The 20,461-nt window shown below is 60.4% G+C and carries 12 protein-coding genes; 4 read left to right on the forward strand and 8 right to left on the reverse strand.

Going from position 1 to position 20,461, the window contains the following annotated elements; translation table 11 throughout:
* Positions 1–93 precede the first annotated feature (93 nt).
* The 7 genes from baeR to yegD form a co-directional block, all read right to left on the reverse strand.
* Positions 94–816: an envelope stress response regulator BaeR gene (gene baeR / locus E0L20_RS17315; RefSeq protein WP_131635032.1), complete on the reverse strand. Its 723-nt coding sequence runs from the start codon at positions 814–816 to the stop codon at positions 94–96.
* The gene (baeS, locus tag E0L20_RS17320) at positions 813–2,216 is read right to left on the reverse strand and encodes an envelope stress sensor histidine kinase BaeS (protein WP_131635033.1); all 1,404 of its coding nucleotides are present in this window, start codon (positions 2,214–2,216) and stop codon (positions 813–815) included. The genes baeR and baeS overlap by 4 nt, the downstream gene beginning before the upstream one ends.
* Positions 2,213–3,628, reverse strand: coding sequence for an MFS transporter (mdtD, locus tag E0L20_RS17325; RefSeq protein WP_131635034.1), 1,416 nt, complete (start codon positions 3,626–3,628; stop codon positions 2,213–2,215). Before mdtD ends, baeS begins: the two co-directional genes overlap by 4 nt.
* Complete coding sequence (mdtC, locus tag E0L20_RS17330) at positions 3,629–6,706, reverse strand: multidrug efflux RND transporter permease subunit MdtC (RefSeq protein WP_131635035.1); 3,078 nt, start codon at positions 6,704–6,706, stop codon at positions 3,629–3,631.
* Positions 6,707–9,829 carry an MdtB/MuxB family multidrug efflux RND transporter permease subunit gene (locus E0L20_RS17335; RefSeq protein WP_131635036.1) on the reverse strand — a complete coding sequence of 1,041 codons (3,123 nt, stop codon included), beginning with the start codon at positions 9,827–9,829 and terminating at the stop codon, positions 6,707–6,709.
* Positions 9,829–11,031, reverse strand: a complete 1,203-nt coding sequence (locus E0L20_RS17340) for an MdtA/MuxA family multidrug efflux RND transporter periplasmic adaptor subunit (RefSeq protein WP_131635037.1) — start codon at positions 11,029–11,031, stop codon at positions 9,829–9,831. Before E0L20_RS17340 ends, E0L20_RS17335 begins: the two co-directional genes overlap by 1 nt.
* A gap of 236 nt (positions 11,032–11,267) precedes the next feature.
* Positions 11,268–12,620, reverse strand: coding sequence for a molecular chaperone (gene yegD / locus E0L20_RS17345; RefSeq protein WP_131635038.1), 1,353 nt, complete (start codon positions 12,618–12,620; stop codon positions 11,268–11,270).
* A gap of 131 nt (positions 12,621–12,751) precedes the next feature.
* Between yegD and alkA the strand changes: the two genes are divergently transcribed.
* On the forward strand, positions 12,752–13,624 hold the full coding sequence (gene alkA / locus E0L20_RS17350; protein ID WP_131635039.1) for a DNA-3-methyladenine glycosylase 2: 873 nt from the start codon (positions 12,752–12,754) through the stop codon (positions 13,622–13,624).
* Here the strand turns inward: alkA and E0L20_RS17355 are convergent.
* On the reverse strand, positions 13,589–16,918 hold the full coding sequence (locus tag E0L20_RS17355; RefSeq protein WP_131635040.1) for a diguanylate cyclase: 3,330 nt from the start codon (positions 16,916–16,918) through the stop codon (positions 13,589–13,591). The genes alkA and E0L20_RS17355 overlap by 36 nt on opposite strands.
* A gap of 341 nt (positions 16,919–17,259) precedes the next feature.
* On the opposite strand from E0L20_RS17355, the gene udk reads away from it, so the two are divergent.
* From udk to asmA, 3 genes are all read left to right on the forward strand, one after another.
* Positions 17,260–17,901, forward strand: a complete 642-nt coding sequence (gene udk / locus E0L20_RS17360; protein ID WP_131635041.1) for a uridine kinase — start codon at positions 17,260–17,262, stop codon at positions 17,899–17,901.
* Positions 17,902–17,990: 89 nt separating this feature from the next.
* A complete protein-coding gene (gene dcd / locus E0L20_RS17365) occupies positions 17,991–18,572 on the forward strand; it encodes a dCTP deaminase (protein ID WP_131635042.1) in 582 nt (193 codons plus the stop codon).
* A 22-nt stretch (positions 18,573–18,594) separates the two neighbouring features.
* A complete protein-coding gene (asmA, locus tag E0L20_RS17370; protein WP_131635043.1) occupies positions 18,595–20,445 on the forward strand; it encodes an outer membrane assembly protein AsmA in 1,851 nt (616 codons plus the stop codon).
* The last annotated feature ends 16 nt before the right edge of the window (positions 20,446–20,461 follow it).

Raw genomic sequence — 20,461 nt, forward strand, 5'->3', positions numbered from 1 at the left:
CTTACCCCTCACCCTACCCTCTCCCCAAAGGGGAGAGGGTGTTTTAGTCCCCTCGCCCCTTTGGGGAGAGGGTTAGGGTGAGGGGGGGGTTCATTAGGCGATCCTGCACGCATCCGCTTCCCAGCGATACCCCACGCCGTACACCGCGCGGATAAACGACTGGTCGGCGTCCAGCGCCTCCAGCTTGCGGCGCAGGTTTTTGATGTGGCTGTCGATGGTGCGGTCGGTGACCACGCGGTAGTCGTCATACAGGTGGTTCAGCAGCTGTTCGCGGGAAAACACTTTTCCCGGCTCGTGGGAGAGGGTTTTCAGCAGGCGGAACTCCGCAGGAGTGAGATCCAAAAGCTTGCTCCGCCAGCTCGCCTGGAAGCGGCTTTCGTCGACAATCAGCGGGCTTTCGGCATCCAGCACCTGCAGCTCGCGCTGCGGCCTGCAGCGGCGCAGAATGGTCTTCACGCGGGCCACCACCTCGCGCGGGCTGTACGGCTTGCAGATGTAGTCGTCTGCGCCAATTTCGAGGCCCAGCAGGCGGTCGATCTCTTCAATTTTTGCGGTGACCATGACGATCGGCACGTCGGAAAAGCGACGGATCTCCCGGCACAGGGTCAGGCCGTCGGTGCCCGGCAGCATCAGGTCCAGCAGGATCAGATCCGGCGGCGTCTGGCGCACATAGGGCAATACCCGATCGCCATGATTAATCAGCGACGGGGCGTAGCTGGCCGCGCGTAGATAGTCGATCAGCAGCTGCCCAAGCTTAGGCTCGTCTTCCACAATCAAAATGCGCGGCGTGTTTTCGTCAATCGGTAATTCGGTCATGCTTCTCTCGATAAATCCCGTTCCAGAGGTAACTCTACTGTAATGCTAACCCCGCCAAAAGGCGAATGGGCGGCGCGAAGGGTGCCGTTGTGGGCTTCGACGATGTTAACGCAGATCGCCAGCCCCAGCCCGGAGCCGCCGCTGGCGCGATTGCGCGACCCTTCGGTGCGGTAGAAGCGCTCAAACAGTCTCTCCAGCTGCGTGTCCTGTACGCCGGGGGCGGAGTCCGCGAAGGTGAGGGCGAAGCGCCCGTTTTCCTGCCTGCCCGAAATATGCAGCCCGCCGCCGCTGTCGGTGTAGCGCAGGCTGTTCTCCAGCAGGTTATTGAACAGCTGCATCAGGCGGTCCCTGTCGCCAAACACCACGGCGCTGTCCGGCAGGGAGAGGTCAATGGTCAGGTTGCGGCTGGCGAAGCGCTCGCGGAACGCGCCGCTGATCACTTCCAGAATATTGATGACGTCTACCGGCGCCTTCTGGTAGGCCAGCGCGCCTTCGTCGGACATGGAGAGCTGATGCAGGTCGTCCACCAGCTTGGTGAGCGTGCCCACTTCCGCCTGCAGCGAGGCCACGGACTCGGGGGTGAACTGGCGCACACCGTCCTGTATCGCCTCCAGCTCGCCGCGCAGCACCGCCAGCGGGGTGCGCAGCTCGTGCGAAATATCGGCCATAAAGTCGCGGCGCATCTGCTGGTTCTTCTCCAGCGTGCTGGCGAGCTGGTTGAAGTCCTGCGCCAGCTTGCCCAGCTCGTCCTGGCTGCGGGTGTCGACGCGGGTGGAAAAATCGCCTGCGGCCAGCTTGTGCGTGCCTTCCACCAGCCGCTTAACCGGCGCCAGCAGGCCGCGCGCCAGCGGGAAGGTGGCGAGCGCGGCGAGCAGCGTCGAGAGGGCGACAATCAGCCAGCTGGTCTGGCGCTGCTGGCGGTCAAAGTTGATATCGGTGTTGCGCGTCAGCCGCTCGACCGGCGAGGCGATTACCCAGCCCACGGTAGCTCCGTTAGAGACGATGGCGCGCTTCGTGCCGTCCGGCGGCACCGGCGCGCGTGGGCCAACCAGTACGCGCATATCCTGATCGATCACCCAAAACTGGGTGCGCCAGCCGTGCGGCGGCATGCCGGGGCCCGGGCGGTCGTCGTCATTGTCGTGCTCCAGCGAGCGCAGGATCTGAAAGACGAAGCGATCGTTATTGCGCAAAAACCGCCAGTTGCCGTGCTGCGTATACTGCTCGCCCAGCGCATCGCTCAGGCCCTGCAGGCGCTGCTCGTTGCCGTGCTTGATGTAGTCAATAAACCCGCGCTCAAAGCTGACCCGCACCGCCCAGTGCATGGTGATCAGCAGGACGATACAGGTGGCAAATATCGCCACAAAGAGCTTGCCGGTAATGCCGGGACGCCAGAATTTCATGGTGCACTCCTTTTGCCGCGTCGGATCACGACGTTCTTACTGGTATCATCCGGAACCCGGGCAAAGATAAAAGCGGGCAGGGCGATAATCACCGCCATGCTGAGATAGGTGTATAAAAAGACCTGATGGGCGACCGGCGTGTCGACGCTGAGATGATGCTGTCCGTACATGCCGAGCAGCAGCCCAGCAATGGTCACGCCCACGCTCATGGAGAGCTGCATGATCATCGACAGCAGGCTATTGCCGCTGCTCGCCAGCTCGTCCGGCAGATCCTTCAGCGTCAGGGTGTTCATCGACGAGAAGCGCATCGAGTTGACGATCCCCTGGCAGAACAGCACCAGCGGGAGAAGGTAGTACCAGCCCATCAGCGCCACGGCCATAAACAGCAGGCTGACCAGCGCCAGCCCCAGCGTGGCGGCGACCAGCACGTGACGATAGCCAAAGCGGTTCACCACCTGCACCACGATGCGCTTCATCCCCATGCTGCCGAGCACCATCGGGATCATCATCAGCCCCGCGTGGAACGGCGAGAAGCCCATGCCGATCTGCAAAAATACGGGCGTCATGAACGGCAGCATGCCGCTGCCGATGCGCCCGGCAAAGCTGCCGAACAGGCCAAGGCGGTAGGTAGGATTTTTAAAGAGATTAAGGTTAAACAGCGCCTTGTCGTTTCCGCGAGCGTGCCACAGATACCCTGCAATGGCGGTAATGCCGAGGGCAACCAGAATGCCCAGCGTCAGGGATGAAATCCCCAGCCCCTTCTGCCCGTCGAGCGCCAGCGTAAGCGTCGCCATACCGGCCGCCAGCAGGATAAAACCGACGAAATCAAAGCGTCGCGTTTGCATTTTGTAGTTCGGCATCAGCGTCAGGGTGGCGATGGCGCCGACGATGCCGACCGGCAGGTTGATGAAGAAGATCCAGTGCCAGGAGGCGTACTCCACCAGAATGCCGCCCAGCGCCGGGCCCAGCAGCGGCCCCACCTGGCCGGGAAGCGTCACGAAGGTCATCGCCGCCATGTACTGCTCGCGCGGAACGATCTTCATCACCGTTAGCCGCCCGACCGGCACCATCATCGCGCCGCCGACGCCCTGCAGCACGCGGGCCATGATCAGCTGGTCGAGCGTGTTGGCCTGCGCGCAAAACAGCGAGCCTGCGGTAAACAGCACGATGGCGGTAAAGAAGATGTTCCGCACGCCCACTTTGTCCGCCAGCCAGCCGCTGGCGGGCAGCATCACCGCCACCGTCAGCACGTAGGAGACAATCACCATATGCATATGCAGCGGGCTCTCCCCCAGGCTTTTCGCCATTGAGGGGAGGGCGGTATTGACGATAGTCGTATCCAGCGACTGCATGAAGAAGCCGAACGCGACTATCCACAGCTGCCAGCGAACGTTACCAGGAAGATCGGTCATTTACTCGGTCACCGTGGTTCTGTTTTTACGTGAAAAACGCAGCCGCAGGCGGTCAAAGAACAGATAGACCACCGGCGTGGTATACAGCGTCAGCAGCTGGCTCATCACCAGCCCGCCGACGATGGTGATCCCCAGCGGCTGGCGCAGCTCGGAGCCATCACCGCCGGAAATCACCAGCGGCAGCGCGCCAAACAGCGCCGCCAGCGTGGTCATCATGATCGGGCGAAAGCGCAGCAGGCAGGCCTGGAAGATAGCGTCCTCCGGCGTCAGGTCGCCGTTGCGCTGGGCGTCCAGCGCGAAGTCCACCATCATGATCGCGTTTTTCTTCACAATGCCTATTAGCAGCATGATCCCGATAAGCGCGATGAGGCTAAACGGGGCACCGAACAGCTCCAGCGCCAGCAGCGCGCCCACGCCCGCCGACGGCAGGGTCGAGAGGATGGTCAGCGGGTGGACGTAGCTCTCATACAGCACGCCCAGCACGATATAAACCGTTGCGATAGCTGCCAGAATCAGGATCACCTGTGAATTCATCGTATCCTGGAATACCTGTGCGGTACCGGCAAAGCTGCCGCGCACGGTGGACGGCACGCCCAGCTGGGTCATCGCGCGGTTGATCGCATCGCTGGCCTCAGAGAGCGACGAACCGGTTGGCAGGTTGAACGACACGGTCGAGGCGGCGGAAAGCCCCTGATGGTTCACCGAGAGCGGCGCGTTCGACGGCTGCCAGCTGGCGAAGTACGACAGCGGGATCGCTTTGCCGTCGCTGTTGATCACAAACATCTTGTCCAGCGCGCTGATGTCCTGGGTATAGCGCGGGTCAACCTCCATCACCACCTTGTACTGGTTCATCGGCTGGTAGATGGTGGAAATTTCACGCTGGCCGAAGGCGTTATTCAGCAGGCTGTTGGCCGCGGCCACGTCAATGCCCAGCCGCGACATGGTTTCACGATCGTAGGTGAGGGCCATCTCCGCGCCGTTGTCCTGCTGATCCGAGTTGACGTCCGCCAGCTCCGGCAGGGCCGCCAGCGCTTTGCGGATCTTCGGCTCCCACTCGCGCAGGGCGGCTAAATCATCCGAAAGCAGGGTGTACTGATAGCTGGCGTTGGCCTGACGACCGCCGACGCGGATATCCTGAACGGCCATCAAAAACAGATTCGCCCCCGGCTCTTTGGCGAGCTTCACGCGCAGGCGGTCGATCACCTGCTGCGCGGTTTCCTCACGCTCGCCGCGCGATTTGAGGGTGATAAACATCATCCCGCTGTTGACGCGCGAGCCGCCGGTAAAGCCGGTCACGTTATCCACCGCCGGATCTTCACGAATGATCTTCATAAAGTCCTGCAGCTTGCCGCGCATCGCCTGGAACGAAATGCTCTGGTCGGCCTGAATGCCGCCCATCAGCACGCCGGTGTCCTGCTCCGGGAAGAAGGTTTTCGGGATGGTAATGTACATCCAGACGTTCAGCCCAATGGTGGCGATAAGCACCAGCCCAACCAGCCGCGTGTGGTTCAGTACCCACTTCAGCGATTTGCCGTAGCTTTCCTGCATCGCCATCAGGAAACGACCGAAGCCCTTCCGGCGCGGCTGAGAGCGCGGCTTGCTGCGCTTGAGCATCCAGCCGCACATCATCGGCGTGAGCGTGAGCGAGATAACCAGCGAGATGCCGATAGCGACGGAAAGCGTGACGGCAAATTCCCGCAGCAATCTGCCCGGCAGCCCGCCCATCAGCAGCAGCGGCAGGAACACCGCCACCAGCGACAGGCTCATGGAGAGCACGGTAAAACCGACCTCGCGCGTCCCCTGAAGCGCCGCCTGCAGCGGCTTCATGCCCGCTTCCAGATGGCGGGAGATATTCTCCAGCACCACGATGGCATCATCCACCACGAAGCCCGTCGCAATGGTCAGGGCCATCAGCGACAGGTTGTTGAGGCTAAAGCCGCACAGGTACATGGCGGCAAAGGTGCCGATCAGCGAAACCGGCACGGCAACGGCAGGGATCAGCGTCGCCCTGCCCGAGCGCAGGAACAGGAACACCACCAGGATCACCAGCGCCACGGAGATAATCAGCGTTTGCTCTACCTCCTCAAGCGAGGCGCGAATGGTCGGGGAGCGATCCTGCGCAATCTGCAGATCGATGGCCGCCGGAATGGTCTCCTGTAGCTCCGGCAAGCGCTCGCGGATGCTGTTCACCGTCTGAATGATGTTGGCTTCCGGCAGCTTGCGGATCATCAGCAGGATGGCCGGCTTAGCGTTGGTCATCCCGGCGTTACGCACGTCCTGCACCGAGTCGGTAACGCTGGCTACGTCGCTCAGGCGCACCGCCGCGCCGTTGTTGTAGTGGATAATCAGCGGCTGGTATTCGGCGGCGGTTTTCAGTTCGTCGTTGGTCTGGAGCTGCCAGCGGTGGCTGCCGTCCTCAATCGCCCCCTGCGGCCTGCGCACGTTGGCGTTGCTGATGGCGGTGCGCACGTCGTCCAGCGACACGCCCTGATTAAACAGCGCCTGCGGGTTCAGGCCCACGCGCACGGCGGGCAGGGAGCTGCCGCCGACGCTCACGTCACCCACGCCGTCGATTTGGGCGATGGTCTGCGCCAGCTGCGTGGAGGCGAAGTCGTACAGCTGCCCCTGGGAGTAGGTGTCCGAGGTGAGCGTCAGGATCATGATCGGCGCGTCGGACGGGTTGGCCTTGCGGTAGGTAGGGCGGCTCGGCATCCCGCTCGGCAGCAGGCTTTGCGCGGCGTTAATCGCCGCCTGCACGTCGCGCGCCGCGCCGTTAATGTCGCGGTCGAAGTTGAATTCCAGAATGATGCGCGTGCTGCCCAGCGAGCTGCTGGAGGTCATCTCGTTGACCCCGGCAATGCGCCCGAGCGAGCGTTCCAGCGGCGTGGCGACGGACGACGCCATGGTTTCCGGCGACGCGCCCGGCAGCGATGCGCTGACCATGATCACCGGGAAATCCACCTGCGGCAGCGGGGCGACCGGCAGCAGCCGGAAGCCGAGCACGCCGCAGAGGGTAATGGCGAGCGAAATTAAAATCGTCGCCACCGGGCGGTAAATGAAGAGGGCAAAAAACTTCACCTACGCCTCCTCTTCACGCTTCGGGAAGCGGCTTTTGGTCCACAGCGCCAGGCGGTCAAACAGCAGGTAGATCACCGGCGTGGTGAACAACGTCAGCACCTGGCTGACCAGCAGGCCGCCGACCATGCCGATCCCCAGCGGGCGGCGTAATTCCGCGCCGACGCCGGTGCTGAGCATCAGCGGCAGTGCGCCAAGCAGGGCAGCGAGGGTTGTCATCAGGATCGGACGGAAACGCAGCAGACAGGCCTGGAAGATAGCGTCGCGCGGCGACATCCCCTGCTCGCGCTCGGCGGCCAGGGCGAAGTCGATCATCATGATGGCGTTTTTCTTCACGATGCCGATCAGCAGGATGATGCCGATAATCGCGATCACGTCCAGTTCGCTCCCCGCCAGCATCAGCGCCAGCAGGGCCCCTACGCCCGCCGTTGGCAGGGTGGAGAGGATCGTGATGGGGTGGATAAAGCTCTCGTACAGCACCCCGAGCACGATATACATCGCCACCACCGCCGCCACGACCAGCCAGACGGTGTTGCCCAGCGCGGCCTGGAACGCCAGCGTGCTGCCCTGGAACTGGGTCTGAATATCGGACGGGAAGCTCAGATCTTTCTCGGCGGCAAGAATCGCCTCAACGGCTTCGCCCAGCGAGTAATCGTCCGGCACGTTGAACGAAATGGTGGTGGACGGGAACTGATCCAGATGGTTAATCGACAGCGGGGTAAAGCGCTCCTCCACGGTGGCGATGGCGCTGAGCGGCACAATGCCACCGTCTTTGCTGGTCAGGCGCACCGAGTCCAGCGCGGCGAGCCCCGGGGTGTTTTCAGTATTGTGCTCCAGCACCACGCGATACTGGTTCGCCTGGGTGTAAATGGTGGAGATCAGGCGCTGACCGAAGGCGTTGTACAGCGCGTTATCCACGTCAGACATCGTAATGCCGAGACGGCTTGCGGTATCGCGGTTGACGTTCACGTAGGCCGCCAGACCCTTATCCTGCCAGTCGCTGCTGACGTCCGCGAGCTGCGGCAGACCTTGCAGTTTGTCCACCAGCTGCGGCACCCAGGTGCTGAGCGCCTCAAGCGTGGTGGCCTGCAGCGTAAACTGATACTGCGTGCGGCTGACCTGCGTATCGATGGTTAAATCCTGAGTCGGCTGCAGGTAAAGCTCAATCCCCGGCACGCGATCGACGGCGTGTTGCAGACGCTCAATGACGGCGTTAACGCGGTCGTCGCGGTCATCCAGCGGCTTGAGGTTGATTTGCAGGCGGGCGCTGTTCAGCGACGGGTTGGTGCCGTCCACGCCGACGTAGGAGGTGAGGCTCTCCACCGCCGGGTCTTTCATGATGATTTCAGAGACCTGCTGCTGGCGCTGCGCCATGTTGGCGAAGGAAACCGACTGCGGTGCCTGAAGCGTACCCTGAATAATGCCGTTGTCCTGAATCGGGAAGAAGCCTTTCGGAATGAAAATCCACAGCATCACGCTGAGGGCCAGCGTCCCCAGCGCCACGCCGAGGGTGGCCCACGGATGGTTCAGGACTTTCGCCAGCACGCGGCCGTAGGCGGCAATAATGCGCTCAAACATCCGCTCGGAGGCGCGCGAGAAGCGGTTCTGCTTGCGCAGAGACTCAACGCTCAGCATGCGGGCGCACATCATTGGCGTCAGCGTCAGCGAGACGATGGCGGAGATCAAAATGGCGACCGCCAGCGTGACCGCAAACTCGCGGAACAGCCGCCCGACGATATCGCCCATAAACAGGAGCGGGATCAGCACCGCGATCAGCGAGAAGGTCAGCGAGATAATGGTGAAGCCGATTTCCCCGGCGCCCTTCAGCGCGGCGGCTAACGGCTTTTCGCCTTTCTCGATATAGCGCGAAATGTTCTCGATAACGACGATGGCATCGTCCACCACGAACCCGGTGGCGATGGTCAGGGCCATCAGCGTCAGGTTGTTGATCGAAAAGTCGAGGAACACCATCACCGCAAAGGTGCCGACCAGCGAGAGCGGCACGGCGACGGCGGGAATAATGGTCGCCGGGACGTTGCGCAGGAACAGGTAAATGATCATGACGACCAGCGCGATCGCCAGCATCAGCTCGAACTGGGTGTCGGTGACGGAGGCGCGAATGTTGGTGGTGCGGTCAGAGAGCACCTTCACGCTCACCGATTTCGGCAGGCTTTCAATCAGCTGCGGCAGCATGCTGCGAATGCTGTCGGCGGTGTCGATGATGTTCGCGCCCGGCTGGCGCTGCACGTTCATCACGATCGCCTGCTGCCTGTTGGCCCACGCGCCCAGCCAGCTGTTTTCGGCCCCTTGCTCCACGGTGGCCACGTCGCCCAGACGCACCGGCGCGCCGTTCTGGTAGGCGATGATGAGTTGGCGGTACTCGTCAGCAGACTGCATCTGGTCGTTCGCGGAGAGCGTCACCGCCCGGGTTGGGCCGTCCAGCGAGCCTTTTGCGGAGTTAACGTTGGCGCTGCTGATGGCGGTGCGGACGGTTTCACTGGTCAGCCCGAGCGCGGCAATGGCCTGCGCGTTCAGCTTCACGCGCACGGCGGGGCGCTGCCCGCCCGCCAGCGTGACCAGACCGACGCCGGACACCTGAGAAATTTTCTGCGCCACGCGGGTTTCAACCATGTCTTCCACCTGCGTCATCGGCATGGCGGACGAGGTCACGGCGAGCGTCATGATCGGCGGGTCCGCCGGGTTCACCTTGCTGTAGACCGGCGGGTTAGGCAGGTCGGACGGCAGCAGGTTGGTGGCGGCGTTGATGGCGGCCTGCACCTCCTGCTCGGCAACGTCCAGCGACAGCGTCAGCTGGAACTGAAGCGTCACGACGGATGCCCCACCGGAGCTTTGCGAGGACATCTGCTTCAGGCCGGACATCTGGCCGAACTGGCGCTCCAGCGGGGCGGTTATCGCGGAGGTCACCACGTCCGGGCTGGCACCGGGGTAAAGCGTGACCACCTGAATGGTAGGGTAATCCACCTCCGGCAGCGCCGAAACGGGCAGGAAGCGGTAGCCGATAATCCCGGCGAGCAGGATCGCCACCATCAGCAGCGTGGTGGCAACGGGGCGCATAATAAACAGGCGTGACGGCCCACCTGTGGAGCCTGGCGGCATGACCTGCATCAGGCTTTCGCTCCCTGTTTCGCCGGTTCAACCACTTCTACCTTCGCCCCTTCGGTCAGGCGGTCGATGCCGTCTGTGACCACGCGGTCGCCTGCGGAAAGCCCGGCGGCGATCGCTACCGTCTGGCTGTCCTGAATCCCGGTTTTCACCAGATGCTTGCTGACCTTATTATCGCTGTTCAGCACCCAGACGAAGCTACCTTCGTTGCCCATCTGCAGCGCAGCCGTTGGGATCACGACCGCGTTTTCTTCGGTCGCAACCAGCATCCGCGCATTGACGAACTGGTTCGGGAAGAGGGCATCGTCCTGGTTGTTAAAGCGCGCCTTCAGCTTGATGGTGCCGGTAGTGGTGTCGATCTGGTTATCCAGGCTGAGCAGAGTACCTTCGCTCAGCTTCTGCTTGTTGGTGCGGTCCCAGGCTTCGACGACCAGCCCCTTTCCGGCTTTTTGCGCCTGCACCACGGTTGCAATTTCGCTTTCCGGCAGGGTAAAGACTAAATCAATCGGGTGGGTCTGGGTGATGACCACGATGCCCGTGGTGTCGCCGCTGGAGATCTGGTTGCCGATATCAACCTGTTTCAGGCCCACGCGTCCGTCGATTGGCGCGGTGATGCGGCTCCAGTCCAGCTGCAGCTGCGCGCTGGCGACGGCGGCTTCGTCGGCTTTAATGGTGCCCTGCGTTTCGCTTACCAGCGACTGCTGGGTGTCCAGCTCCTGACGCGACACGAGGTTGGTTTTCACCAGCTGCTGGTAGCGCGCTAAATCTCGACGGGCATTAGCGAGCGTGGCTTTATCTTTTGCAAGCTGCCCCTGGGCCTGCGCGAGCGCGACCTTAAACTGGCTTGGATCGATTTCCGCCAGCAAATCCCCGGCCTTCACCTGCTGGCCTTCCTGGAAGTGGATCGCCATCAGCTGGCCGTCGACGCGGCTGCGAACGGTAGCGGTGTTTGCCGCGGTAATCGTCCCCAGCCCGGAAAGATAACGAGGTACCGCCTTACTGACCGCCGTCGCCGCCTGAACGGGCGCTAAGGCACCGCCGCGCATGCCCCGACGGCCAGCGGCGGCTGGCCGCTGTGACGGGCTGTTTGCACCGGCGGGTGCAGGGGAGTTCGCGGATTGGCTGTGCCAGTACCAGGCGGCAGCAATCGCCACCACAATGATGCCAGCGGCGATTGCCCAGCGGGATTTGTTACGGCCTTTCATCGTTATACGTTCTCATCCTGAAACACTTCGGGGAATGATACTAGTTTAGTCAGGCAACACGGCAGAAAAATGGAGGAAATATGGAAGACTGTCAGGAATGGTCTGAGAGTGGGGATCTTTTTTGCCGGGTATTCTCCCTCTCCCTGTGGGAGAGGACCGGGGTGAGGGCACCAGGCCGCACCAACGTTAGATTTTGTAGGCCGGGTAAGGCGAAGCCGCCTCCCGGCACAACAGCACTAGCTAAACATCACCTGCGCCCAGCGCGCCAGCCCTGCGGTAACGGAGCCGAAGTCATCGCCCCCGGCAATCGGGATGCCCGGCAGCTGTTCCGCCAGCGCTTTTTTGATCAGCGGCGAACGGGCGCTACCGCCGGTCAGGTAAATAACATCCGGCTTCTCTTTGCCGTTTTCCAGCGCCAGCTGAACCTGTTCCAGAATGCGCTGCAGCGGCTGAGCGAGCGCGGTTTCGAGGCCATCCTGAGAGATCGCCGTGGCGAGATCGTCGCTGATAAACGGCAGTGAGACGGCGTGTTCAGCACGATCGGAAAGGGCAATTTTGCTCTCTTCGGCGGTGCGCACCACGCGGTAGCTCAGACGCTGGCGCCACACCTTATACAGCAACGCGACCTTGTCGGCGTCCTGCGCGTCGCGCACCAGATCGTTGAGGAAGCGGCCGTTGGCGGTGCTGTAAAAATCACTCTGCGCCGGGACGTCGTTGATGGCGATGGCGTTCCACCACGGCAGGATCGGCAGGGCGATCCCTTTTTCCGTTTGCCCGCCCATGCCGAGCAGCGGCATCAGGCTCTTAAACGCCAGGGCGATATCCAGATCGTTACCGCCCACGCGGCAGCCGCTGTGCCCCAGCAGGCTGTTTTCACGATCGCGACGATGATGCCACTCGGGCCCCATCAGCAGCAGCGAGCAGTCTGTTGTCCCCCCGCCGATATCCACCACCAGCACGCGTTTTTCCTCCGTCAGCGTGGCTTCAAAATCCAGCCCTGCCGCAACCGGCTCATACTGGAACACCACGTCGCGGAAGCCCGCACGGTGCGCCGCGCGCTCAAGAATTCCCTGCGCCTGCTGGTTCGCCTCGTCGCCGCCCAGCCCCTGGAAGTTAATCGGGCGGCCTATCACCGCCTGGGTGATGGTATCCGGAACCTGCGTCTGCGCCTGATTGCGGATGTGCAGCATCATGGCGCACACCAGATCCTCAAACATCGCCACCTGCTGCGGCTTCAGGCCGCTGGCGCCCAGGAAGGATTTCGGTGACTTAACGAAGTAGACCTCTTCAGGGTCTTCGATGTAGTGCCCGAGCGAAGAGAGGCCGAACTGCACGCTGGACGGCGTTACCTCGATGTCCTCCTCGCGGTTAAAGCTGACCGCGCGGCGCAGCAGCGCCTGAGACTCCGCGGCGGTGGCCGGCACCTGATGATGGCGGAACAGCCATTCGCTCACCGCTTCACGCGTCGGCGCGCAGAGCATCGACGGCAGCAGCGTGCTCTCTTTTTCCATTTTCAGGAGCTGCGGCTGTCCGTTTTGCATAATCGCAACCGAGCAGTTTGCCGTACCGTAGTCAAATCCAATAAACACGTAGAAATCCCCATGCCGGTGAGAAGGGGCGAGACTTTAGCGAAATGTCTCTCCGGCGACAACAGGAATATGTCAGCAAGGCGAAACGCGCTTTTTCCGTTTATGCTGTGAGGAATAAAAAAGGAGCAAGAATGTATACCCTGACGTGGCAACCCCCTTATGACTGGCAGTGGATGTTGGGATTTTTACGTGCGCGTGCGGTCACGGGCGTCGAGACCGTCACCGACAGCTATTACGAACGCAGCTTTGCCTGCGAGGGGCATCAGGGCGTTTTTCGCGTCACGCCGGAGAGTAACGCCCCTACGCTGGTCGTGACCCTCAGCCCCGGCTTAATCCCGATAGCAACAACGTGCCTTGCCCGTATTGAACGCCTGTTCGATTTGACCTGCGATCCCGAGGACGTTGCGCGCACCCTTGGCGACCTCGGCGCTGCCCGTCCCGGCCTGCGTCTGCCGGGCGCGGTGGATGCGTACGAGCAGGGCGTGCGGGCGATCCTCGGGCAGCTGGTGAGCGTGGCGATGGCGGCGAAGCTGGCGTCGCGCGTGGTGGCGCTGTGCGGTGAGCCGGTGAAGGATGCGCCGGAGTATCTCTGTTTCCCGACGCCGCAGGCGCTGGCCGCAGCCGACCCGCTGGCGTTAAAAGCGCTCGGCATGCCGGCCAAACGGGCGGAGTCACTGATCCATCTGGCGCAGTCCGTCGTCGACGGGACGTTTCCGCTGCTCCCGCCAGCGGATATTGAGGCGGGGATGAAGGCGTTGCAGCAGCGGCCCGGGATAGGGCGATGGACGGCAAACTACCTTGCCCTACGCGGCTGGCAGGCCAAAGATGTGTTTCTGCCGGATGATTATCTGATCAAGCAGCGCTTTGCCGGGATGACGCCCGCGCAAATTCGCCGGTATGCCCTGCGCTGGCAGCCCTGGCGCTCTTACGCGCTGCTGCACATCTGGTATACCGACGGCTGGACGCCGTCAGTTGATGGCGAAATAGCTGGTATTCAGAAGTAGCTCCAGCGGCTGCGGCTCGCCGATGGTGTCACCGTAGATAAAATCGATGCCGATCCCTGAGAGCGTATCCATCATCATCGGCTGATTGCTCGGCCCGGCGATGGTTTGCATCCCCAGGCGCTGGGCATGGCCCTGAATGATGGTCACCAACATTTCGTCCATCAGGTTACCGTGCACGTTGGTCACGACCTCCGCGTCCAGCATCAGGTAATCGGCAACGTTGGCGCTCAGGTGATTAAAGACGTTCATATCGCGCCCCACCTGGCTCAGCACCACGCGACACCCCGCATGACGGAGCTTTTGCAGCCCCTGCTGAACGTTCTCATCCGGATTACGCACCACGTCGACGTTAATCACCAGATGCAGAAGACGACCCGGCAACGTGCCTTTCTCCAGCAGCTCGAGCAGTTCGGCGACCAGCGTGACGCTGGCTAGCCCGGCCTCCGAGAGCGGCAGCGCCACCCCCATGCCTTTGCTCGCGACCTGCGCCGCGTACGTGCGGAAGAACTCGCTAAAAATGCGTCTGTCGAGGGCGTGCAGCAGTTCAGGTTCCGCCAGGCCAGAACGGAAGGCGTGTTCTTCCTGCACTTCTCCCTGGCTTGTCCACAGGCGGAGCGAAATTAGCCAGAAATTGCAGCTTTCAGGAATGCGCGGGGAGGCGACGCTGCGGGCAATCATCATCAGGTGATTGTCCTTGATCATGTGCCACTGCTCGTCAAGCGACATCATGCTGCGCGTGCTGTGGATTCGCTCCTGCTGCGGTTCGTAGACCGTGACGACGCCGCGCCCGCTATTTTTCGAGGCATAGCAGGCGATGTCGGCCTGCGACATGATTTCCGATGCCTGAACGTTGTTTTCATCGATCAGGGTGATCCCGGCGCTGGCACCGATGCGATGCAGGCGTCCTTCCCACATAAAGTGGTAGTCGTTGATGGCGTGGATCAACCGGCCCGCAATATAGCGGGCGCTTTCGATATTGCAGTCCGGCAGCAGCAGACCGAACTCATCCCCGCCCAGACGCGCAAGCACGTCGCTGGAGCGTAGCATGGTCAGCATTAATGACGAGAGTTCCCGCAGCAGGGCATCACCCGCCGCATGGCCCGCCGAGTCGTTCACCGCCTTAAAGCGATCGAGATCGATAAACACAAGGGCATGACGCTGGCGCGTCTCCTGAACGGTTTGCAGCAGCCGCTTGAGATGGTTTTCGAAGCTCACGCGGTTGGCAAGATGGGTAAGAGCATCATGCGAAGCGCTGTAGCTCAGCTGGCGCAGCATTTTACGCGATTCGGTAACGTCCTGAATCACCAGCACCGAGCCAATGTTTTGCCCGTCCAGGGTGCTGAGCGGGGTGATGCTGTAATGAATATCGAAGTAGCCGCCGGTGCGGCAGTTAAGCACCACGTCCTGCTCAATATCGGTACGGGACATATCGCCGCTGTGAATATTCTCCATCAGCGGGCCTTTTTCTCCGAAGGTAATGTGCAGCACTTTCAGAATCGGCTGTCCGATGGCCTCGGCTTGCAGCCAGCCGCTCATTTTCTCCGCCACCGGATTCATAAAGGTGACGTTCATGTCGACGTCCGTACAGAGCACCGCTTCGCCGATGGAGTCGAGCGTAATGTGCAAACGCTCTTTTTCCTGGAACAGGGCTTCGTTCAGCTGCTTCACCTCGGTCATGTCCATATTGATGCCGAGCAGGCGTTCGACTTCACCCTGCTTATTCAGCACCCGATTTGCCAGGGAGCGAATATGGCGAACGCCTTCCTTGACGCGTATCCGAAACTCAAGCTTGAACGGCAGCCTCGCCATCAGCGAGTCCCGAAGCACCTGTTCGGCGTGTTCGCGATCCTCGGGCAGCATCGCCTCGTGCCAGAGCTGCCACGTCGGTTTGATGTGGGCAGGGATGTCGTACAGCTCAAACATTCGCTTATCCCAGCTAATCACGTCAGGCTCCAGGTCCCACTCCCAGATTCCGATGCCGCCAGCTTCGTTGGCGAGGGTAATACGCTCCATCAGGCGCTTGTTGACCCATTCGGTGTGCTTGAGATCGTTAATGTCTTCTATCTGGGCGATAAAGTAGAGCGGCGTGCCGTCGGCGTGGCGCACGACCGAGACGGCCAGCAGCGCCCAGACCACCTCACCGTCGCGGGTGTAGTAGCGCTTTTCCAGGCTGTAGGTGTTGATATCGCCGTTCACCAGCTGGTCGAGCTGCTCCAGATCGGTGTTGAGATCTTCCGGCCAGGTCAGCTGCTGGAAGGTGAGCGACTGCAGCTCTGACTGGCTGTAGCCTAAAAAATTGCACAGCGCTTTGTTGGCCTGCAGCCACTGGCCTTCAATGCCGACCAGCGCCATGCCGATAGCGGAATACTCCATCGCGTTACGAAAGCGCTCTTCGCTTTCGGTGATGTGCTTACGTTCGGCGCGAAAGGCGTACATCACCATCGTCATGACGTTAGCGGGCAGGAGTAACATCAGGAACGGCAGCCAGGGCGCATTCAGCATGGCGCTGGAGTGCTGCGTTGCCAGCGAGGAGGGGTCCCGCGCAATCATCATCGAAACCACCATCACGGTGACCAAAAACACCATAAAGGCTTCCATGCGCGGCAAACGCACGGCGCTCCACATCAGCAGCACGATGACGCAGGTAAACGGCCAGGGGAGCCAGGTGATGGCCGCCCAGCTCAGAACGAGCGTGACGGCCATCGTCATCAGCGTTTCCAGCAGCAGCCTCGGGTTGCGATGGCGCAGCAGGTAGTGGGGTTTAAACAGCAACCCTAACGGCACAATCGCAAGCGCCCCGATGGATTCTGACAAAACCCAGACGAGAAAATTACGCAGCGGTTCAGCGCCCGGCACCAGAAAATGGATCAGCACGCCGCCAATGAGCGGCGGGATCAGGGCGCTGCCGATGGCCAGACGGACCCAGTCATTGAGGTTTTGCAGCGGGTTATACCAGGGCAGCAGCCTGCGCAGCAGCAAGGCACCGACGCACGCCTCTATAACGTTGACGACGGTATAGACGAGGCTAATGGACTCCCAGGAAAACAGCATCCAGGACGCCAGGACGTTGCCAAACGAGCAGGCCAGCGCGATACCGGGCCACATTTTCCCGGCGTGACGGTAAAACGCCACCATCATAATTGACGTCGGGAACCAGAGCGGGGCCAGCATCATTCCGAAGCGAGTAAGCTCCAGAGAGAATAACGTAAAGATGAAGGTGACCAGGCCCAGACAGACAAGTCGCAGTAAAGGATGTGGGGTAGTCACCAAAACCCGCTGGTATTGTTTATTCATTACCGCTTTATCCAGAGACGCTGTGCCGCCAGGAGGAAGGTCCGACGAGTGAAATAAGAATTTGGATTATGCTAGTACAAACAATTTACAATTCATATGGCGGCTGCTCATAATTTGACATCATAGGGTTATTAAATAGTTACTCTGCAAAAAATTCACGTTAAACGCTGAAAAAACGGCCGTATAAATTTCATAAAGGGAACAAAAAGCCACTTTTCAGCCTGTCTCGCATAACCTGCGTATTCGACTGGTATCACGCCCGCGAAATCCCTATAATTGCCGCGTTTGACGCTCCGGCGTCGCCCTTCCTTAACATCCAGGTTAATCAGGTCGCTAAATTTATGACTGATAAGTCTCATCAGTGCGTCATTATAGGCATCGCCGGCGCATCGGCTTCAGGTAAAAGTCTTATTGCCAGTACGCTCTACCGCGAACTGCGTGAACAAGTTGGTGATGAGCATATCGGCGTCATTCCCGAAGATAGCTATTACAAAGACCAATCTCATCTTTCAATGGAAGAGCGTGTAAAGACCAACTATGACCATCCGAGCGCGATGGATCACAGCTTGTTGTTCCAGCATCTTCAGTCACTTAAAAACGGCACGGCCATTGAGCTGCCGGTTTACAGTTACGTAGAACACACCCGCACGAAAGAGACCATCCGCATTGAGCCAAAGAAGGTCATTATCCTCGAAGGCATTCTGCTTCTGACCGACGCGCGCCTGCGCGAGTCGATGAACTTCTCCATTTTCGTTGATACGCCGCTGGATATTTGCCTGATGCGCCGCATTAAGCGCGACGTCAACGAACGCGGTCGCTCGATGGACTCGGTCATGGCGCAGTACCAGAAAACCGTTCGCCCGATGTTCCTGCAGTTTATTGAACCATCCAAACAATATGCCGATATCATCGTGCCTCGCGGCGGTAAAAACCGCATTGCGATTGATATTTTAAAAGCGAAAATCAGCCAGTTTTTTGAATAAGCCGTGCGAATTGTGTACCGTTCAGAGATAACCTGGTTTGCCCTGAGCCTGTAAACCTCAGGGCACGATGCACGAAAGGAGAAAGTGCCATGCGTCTTTGCGATCGTGATATAGAAGCCTGGCTGGATGAAGGCCGCCTGTCTATTACCCCGCGCCCGCCGGTAGAGCGTATCAACGGGGTGACCGTTGACGTGCGTCTGGGGAATAAATTCCGCACCTTCAGCGGCCATACTGCCCCGTTTATCGACCTTAGCGGGCCGAAGGACGAAGTCAGCGCGGCGCTCGATCGCGTCATGAGCGACGAGATTGTCCTTGATGAGGGCGACGCCTTTTATCTGCACCCGGGTGAACTGGCGCTGGCGGTGACGTTTGAATCCGTCACGCTGCCTGCGGATCTGGTGGGCTGGCTTGACGGTCGCTCCTCTCTGGCGCGCCTGGGGCTGATGGTTCACGTGACGGCGCACCGTATCGATCCCGGCTGGTCTGGCCGCATCGTGCTTGAGTTCTTTAACGCGGGTAAACTGCCGCTGGCGCTGCGCCCCGGCATGATGATTGGTGCGTTAAGCTTTGAACCCCTGACGGGGCCGGCGGATCGTCCTTATAACCGCCGCCAGGACGCGAAGTATCGCGACCAGCAGGGTGCGGTTGCCAGTCGTATCGATAAAGACTGATCGTTAGTTCATTGAGGATGCCATGAGAAGAGTTCTGACGACGCTGATGATTTTGCTGGTGGTGCTGATTGCTGGCCTTTCGGCGTTGGTGCTGCTGGTGAACCCAAATGATTTCCGCGCCTACATGGTGCGGCAGGTCGAAGTACGCAGCGGTTATCAACTGAACCTTGACGGGCCGCTGCGCTGGCACGTGTGGCCGCAGCTCAGTATTCTCTCTGGCCGCATGTCGCTCACCGCGCCGGGGGCTTCTCAGCCGCTGGTGTCGGCAGATAACATGCGCCTTGACGTGGCGCTGATCCCGCTCTTTTCGCACCAGCTGCAGGTTGACCAGGTGATGCTCAAGGGGGCGGTGATTCAGCTGACGCCGCAAACCGAAGCCGTGCGTAAAAACGATGCGCCGGTTGCGCCCCGCGAAAATACCTTACCTGATGAACCTTCGGATACCGGCTGGTCGTTTGATATCGGCAAGCTGAAGGTGGCCGACAGCGTGCTGGTTTTCCAGCATGAAGACGATGAGCAGGTCACCGTCCGCAACATTAATCTGAACATGGAGCAGGACGCGAACCATGTTGCCACGGTGGAGTTGAGCGGACGGGTAAACCGCGATCAGCGCGATTTGACCCTGTCCCTGAACGCCAGCGTGAATGCGTCGGATTATCCGCATCGGCTTACGGCAGATATTCAACAGCTGAACTGGCAGCTGTCGGGGGCCGATCTCCCGGCTAAGGGCATCACCGGCCAGGGATCGCTGCAGGCCGTGTGGCGCGAGGAGCATAAGCAGCTCGAGCTGGATAACCTCAATTTGCAGGCTAACGACAGCATCCTGAAAGGTCAGGCCAGCGTCTCACTGGCGGAGAAGCCGAAATGGGTTCTGAACCTGCAGTTTGACACTCTTAATCTGGAAAACCTGCTCGCGATGCCTGCGGTCGCTGCATCCGGCGATGATGTTTCCCAGAACGCACAAAGCCAGGCCAGACAGGCTCGCCCGGTGATCTCCTCTAACCTCGATCAGCCGGACTATAACGGCCTGCGCGGGTTTACCGCAGATATTCAGCTCAAAGCCAACAGCGTACGCTGGCGCGGCATCGATTTTACCGACGTGAGCAGCCAGATGTTTAACCACAACGGTTTGCTGACGATCTCTGAGCTAAGCGGCAAAATGGGGGCAGGACATCTTTCCCTCCCCGGTACGCTGGATGTCCGTAACGATTCTCCTGCCGCGGTGTTCCAGCCGCGTCTCGACAACGTCGAGATCGGCACCATCCTGAAGGCGTTTAACTACCCAATCTCGCTGACCGGACAGTTATCGCTGGCGGGTGACTTCTCAGGAACGAAGATTGACGCCGATGCTTTCCGCCGCGAATGGCAGGGGCAGGCTCACGTTGAGATGAAGGACACCCGCATGGAAGGGCTTAACTTCCAGCAGCTGGTGCAGCAGGCCGTGGAGCGAAGCAGCAATGTCAAAGCTCAGGAAAATTACGACAGCGCCACGCGACTGGATAGCTTTACCAGCGATCTGACGCTGAATCACGGACAGCTTTCACTGGACGGAATGCAGGGCACTTCTGCGATGCTGTCCTTAACGGGCGAAGGCGCGTTGGACCTGGTGAAAGAGACGGCGGACACCCGCTTTAACGTCCGCGTGCTTTCCGGCTGGCAGGGGGAAGGCAAACTGATCGATTTCCTGAAGGAGACGCCAATTCCTCTGAGCGTATACGGCAAATGGCAGTCGCTGAATTACAGCCTTCAGGTGGATCAGATCATGCGTAAGCATCTGCAGGATGAAGCCAAACGTCGACTGAACGACTGGGCGGATCGGAATAAAGATTCACAGACAGGGAAGGATGTGAAGAAACTGCTGGATAAGCTTTAATGTGAGTGGTGCCGGG

The sequence above is a fragment of the Enterobacter wuhouensis genome, assembly GCF_004331265.1.
GTDB classification, from domain to species: Bacteria; Pseudomonadota; Gammaproteobacteria; order Enterobacterales; family Enterobacteriaceae; genus Enterobacter; species Enterobacter wuhouensis.

What these genes read in the sequence shown, in the direction of transcription:
- dcd (WP_131635042.1), top strand. Translation starts at nt 17,991, where the DNA reads ATGCGTCTTTGCGATCGTGATATAGAAGCCTGGCTGGATGAAGGCCGC.
- E0L20_RS17340 (WP_131635037.1), bottom strand. Translation starts at nt 11,031, where the DNA reads ATGAAAGGCCGTAACAAATCCCGCTGGGCAATCGCCGCTGGCATCATT.
- mdtD (WP_131635034.1), bottom strand. Translation starts at nt 3,628, where the DNA reads ATGACCGATCTTCCTGGTAACGTTCGCTGGCAGCTGTGGATAGTCGCG.
- baeS (WP_131635033.1), bottom strand. Translation starts at nt 2,216, where the DNA reads ATGAAATTCTGGCGTCCCGGCATTACCGGCAAGCTCTTTGTGGCGATA.
- baeR (WP_131635032.1), bottom strand. Translation starts at nt 816, where the DNA reads ATGACCGAATTACCGATTGACGAAAACACGCCGCGCATTTTGATTGTG.
- asmA (WP_131635043.1), top strand. Translation starts at nt 18,595, where the DNA reads ATGAGAAGAGTTCTGACGACGCTGATGATTTTGCTGGTGGTGCTGATT.
- E0L20_RS17335 (WP_131635036.1), bottom strand. Translation starts at nt 9,829, where the DNA reads ATGCAGGTCATGCCGCCAGGCTCCACAGGTGGGCCGTCACGCCTGTTT.
- udk (WP_131635041.1), top strand. Translation starts at nt 17,260, where the DNA reads ATGACTGATAAGTCTCATCAGTGCGTCATTATAGGCATCGCCGGCGCA.
- E0L20_RS17355 (WP_131635040.1), bottom strand. Translation starts at nt 16,918, where the DNA reads ATGAATAAACAATACCAGCGGGTTTTGGTGACTACCCCACATCCTTTA.
- alkA (WP_131635039.1), top strand. Translation starts at nt 12,752, where the DNA reads ATGTATACCCTGACGTGGCAACCCCCTTATGACTGGCAGTGGATGTTG.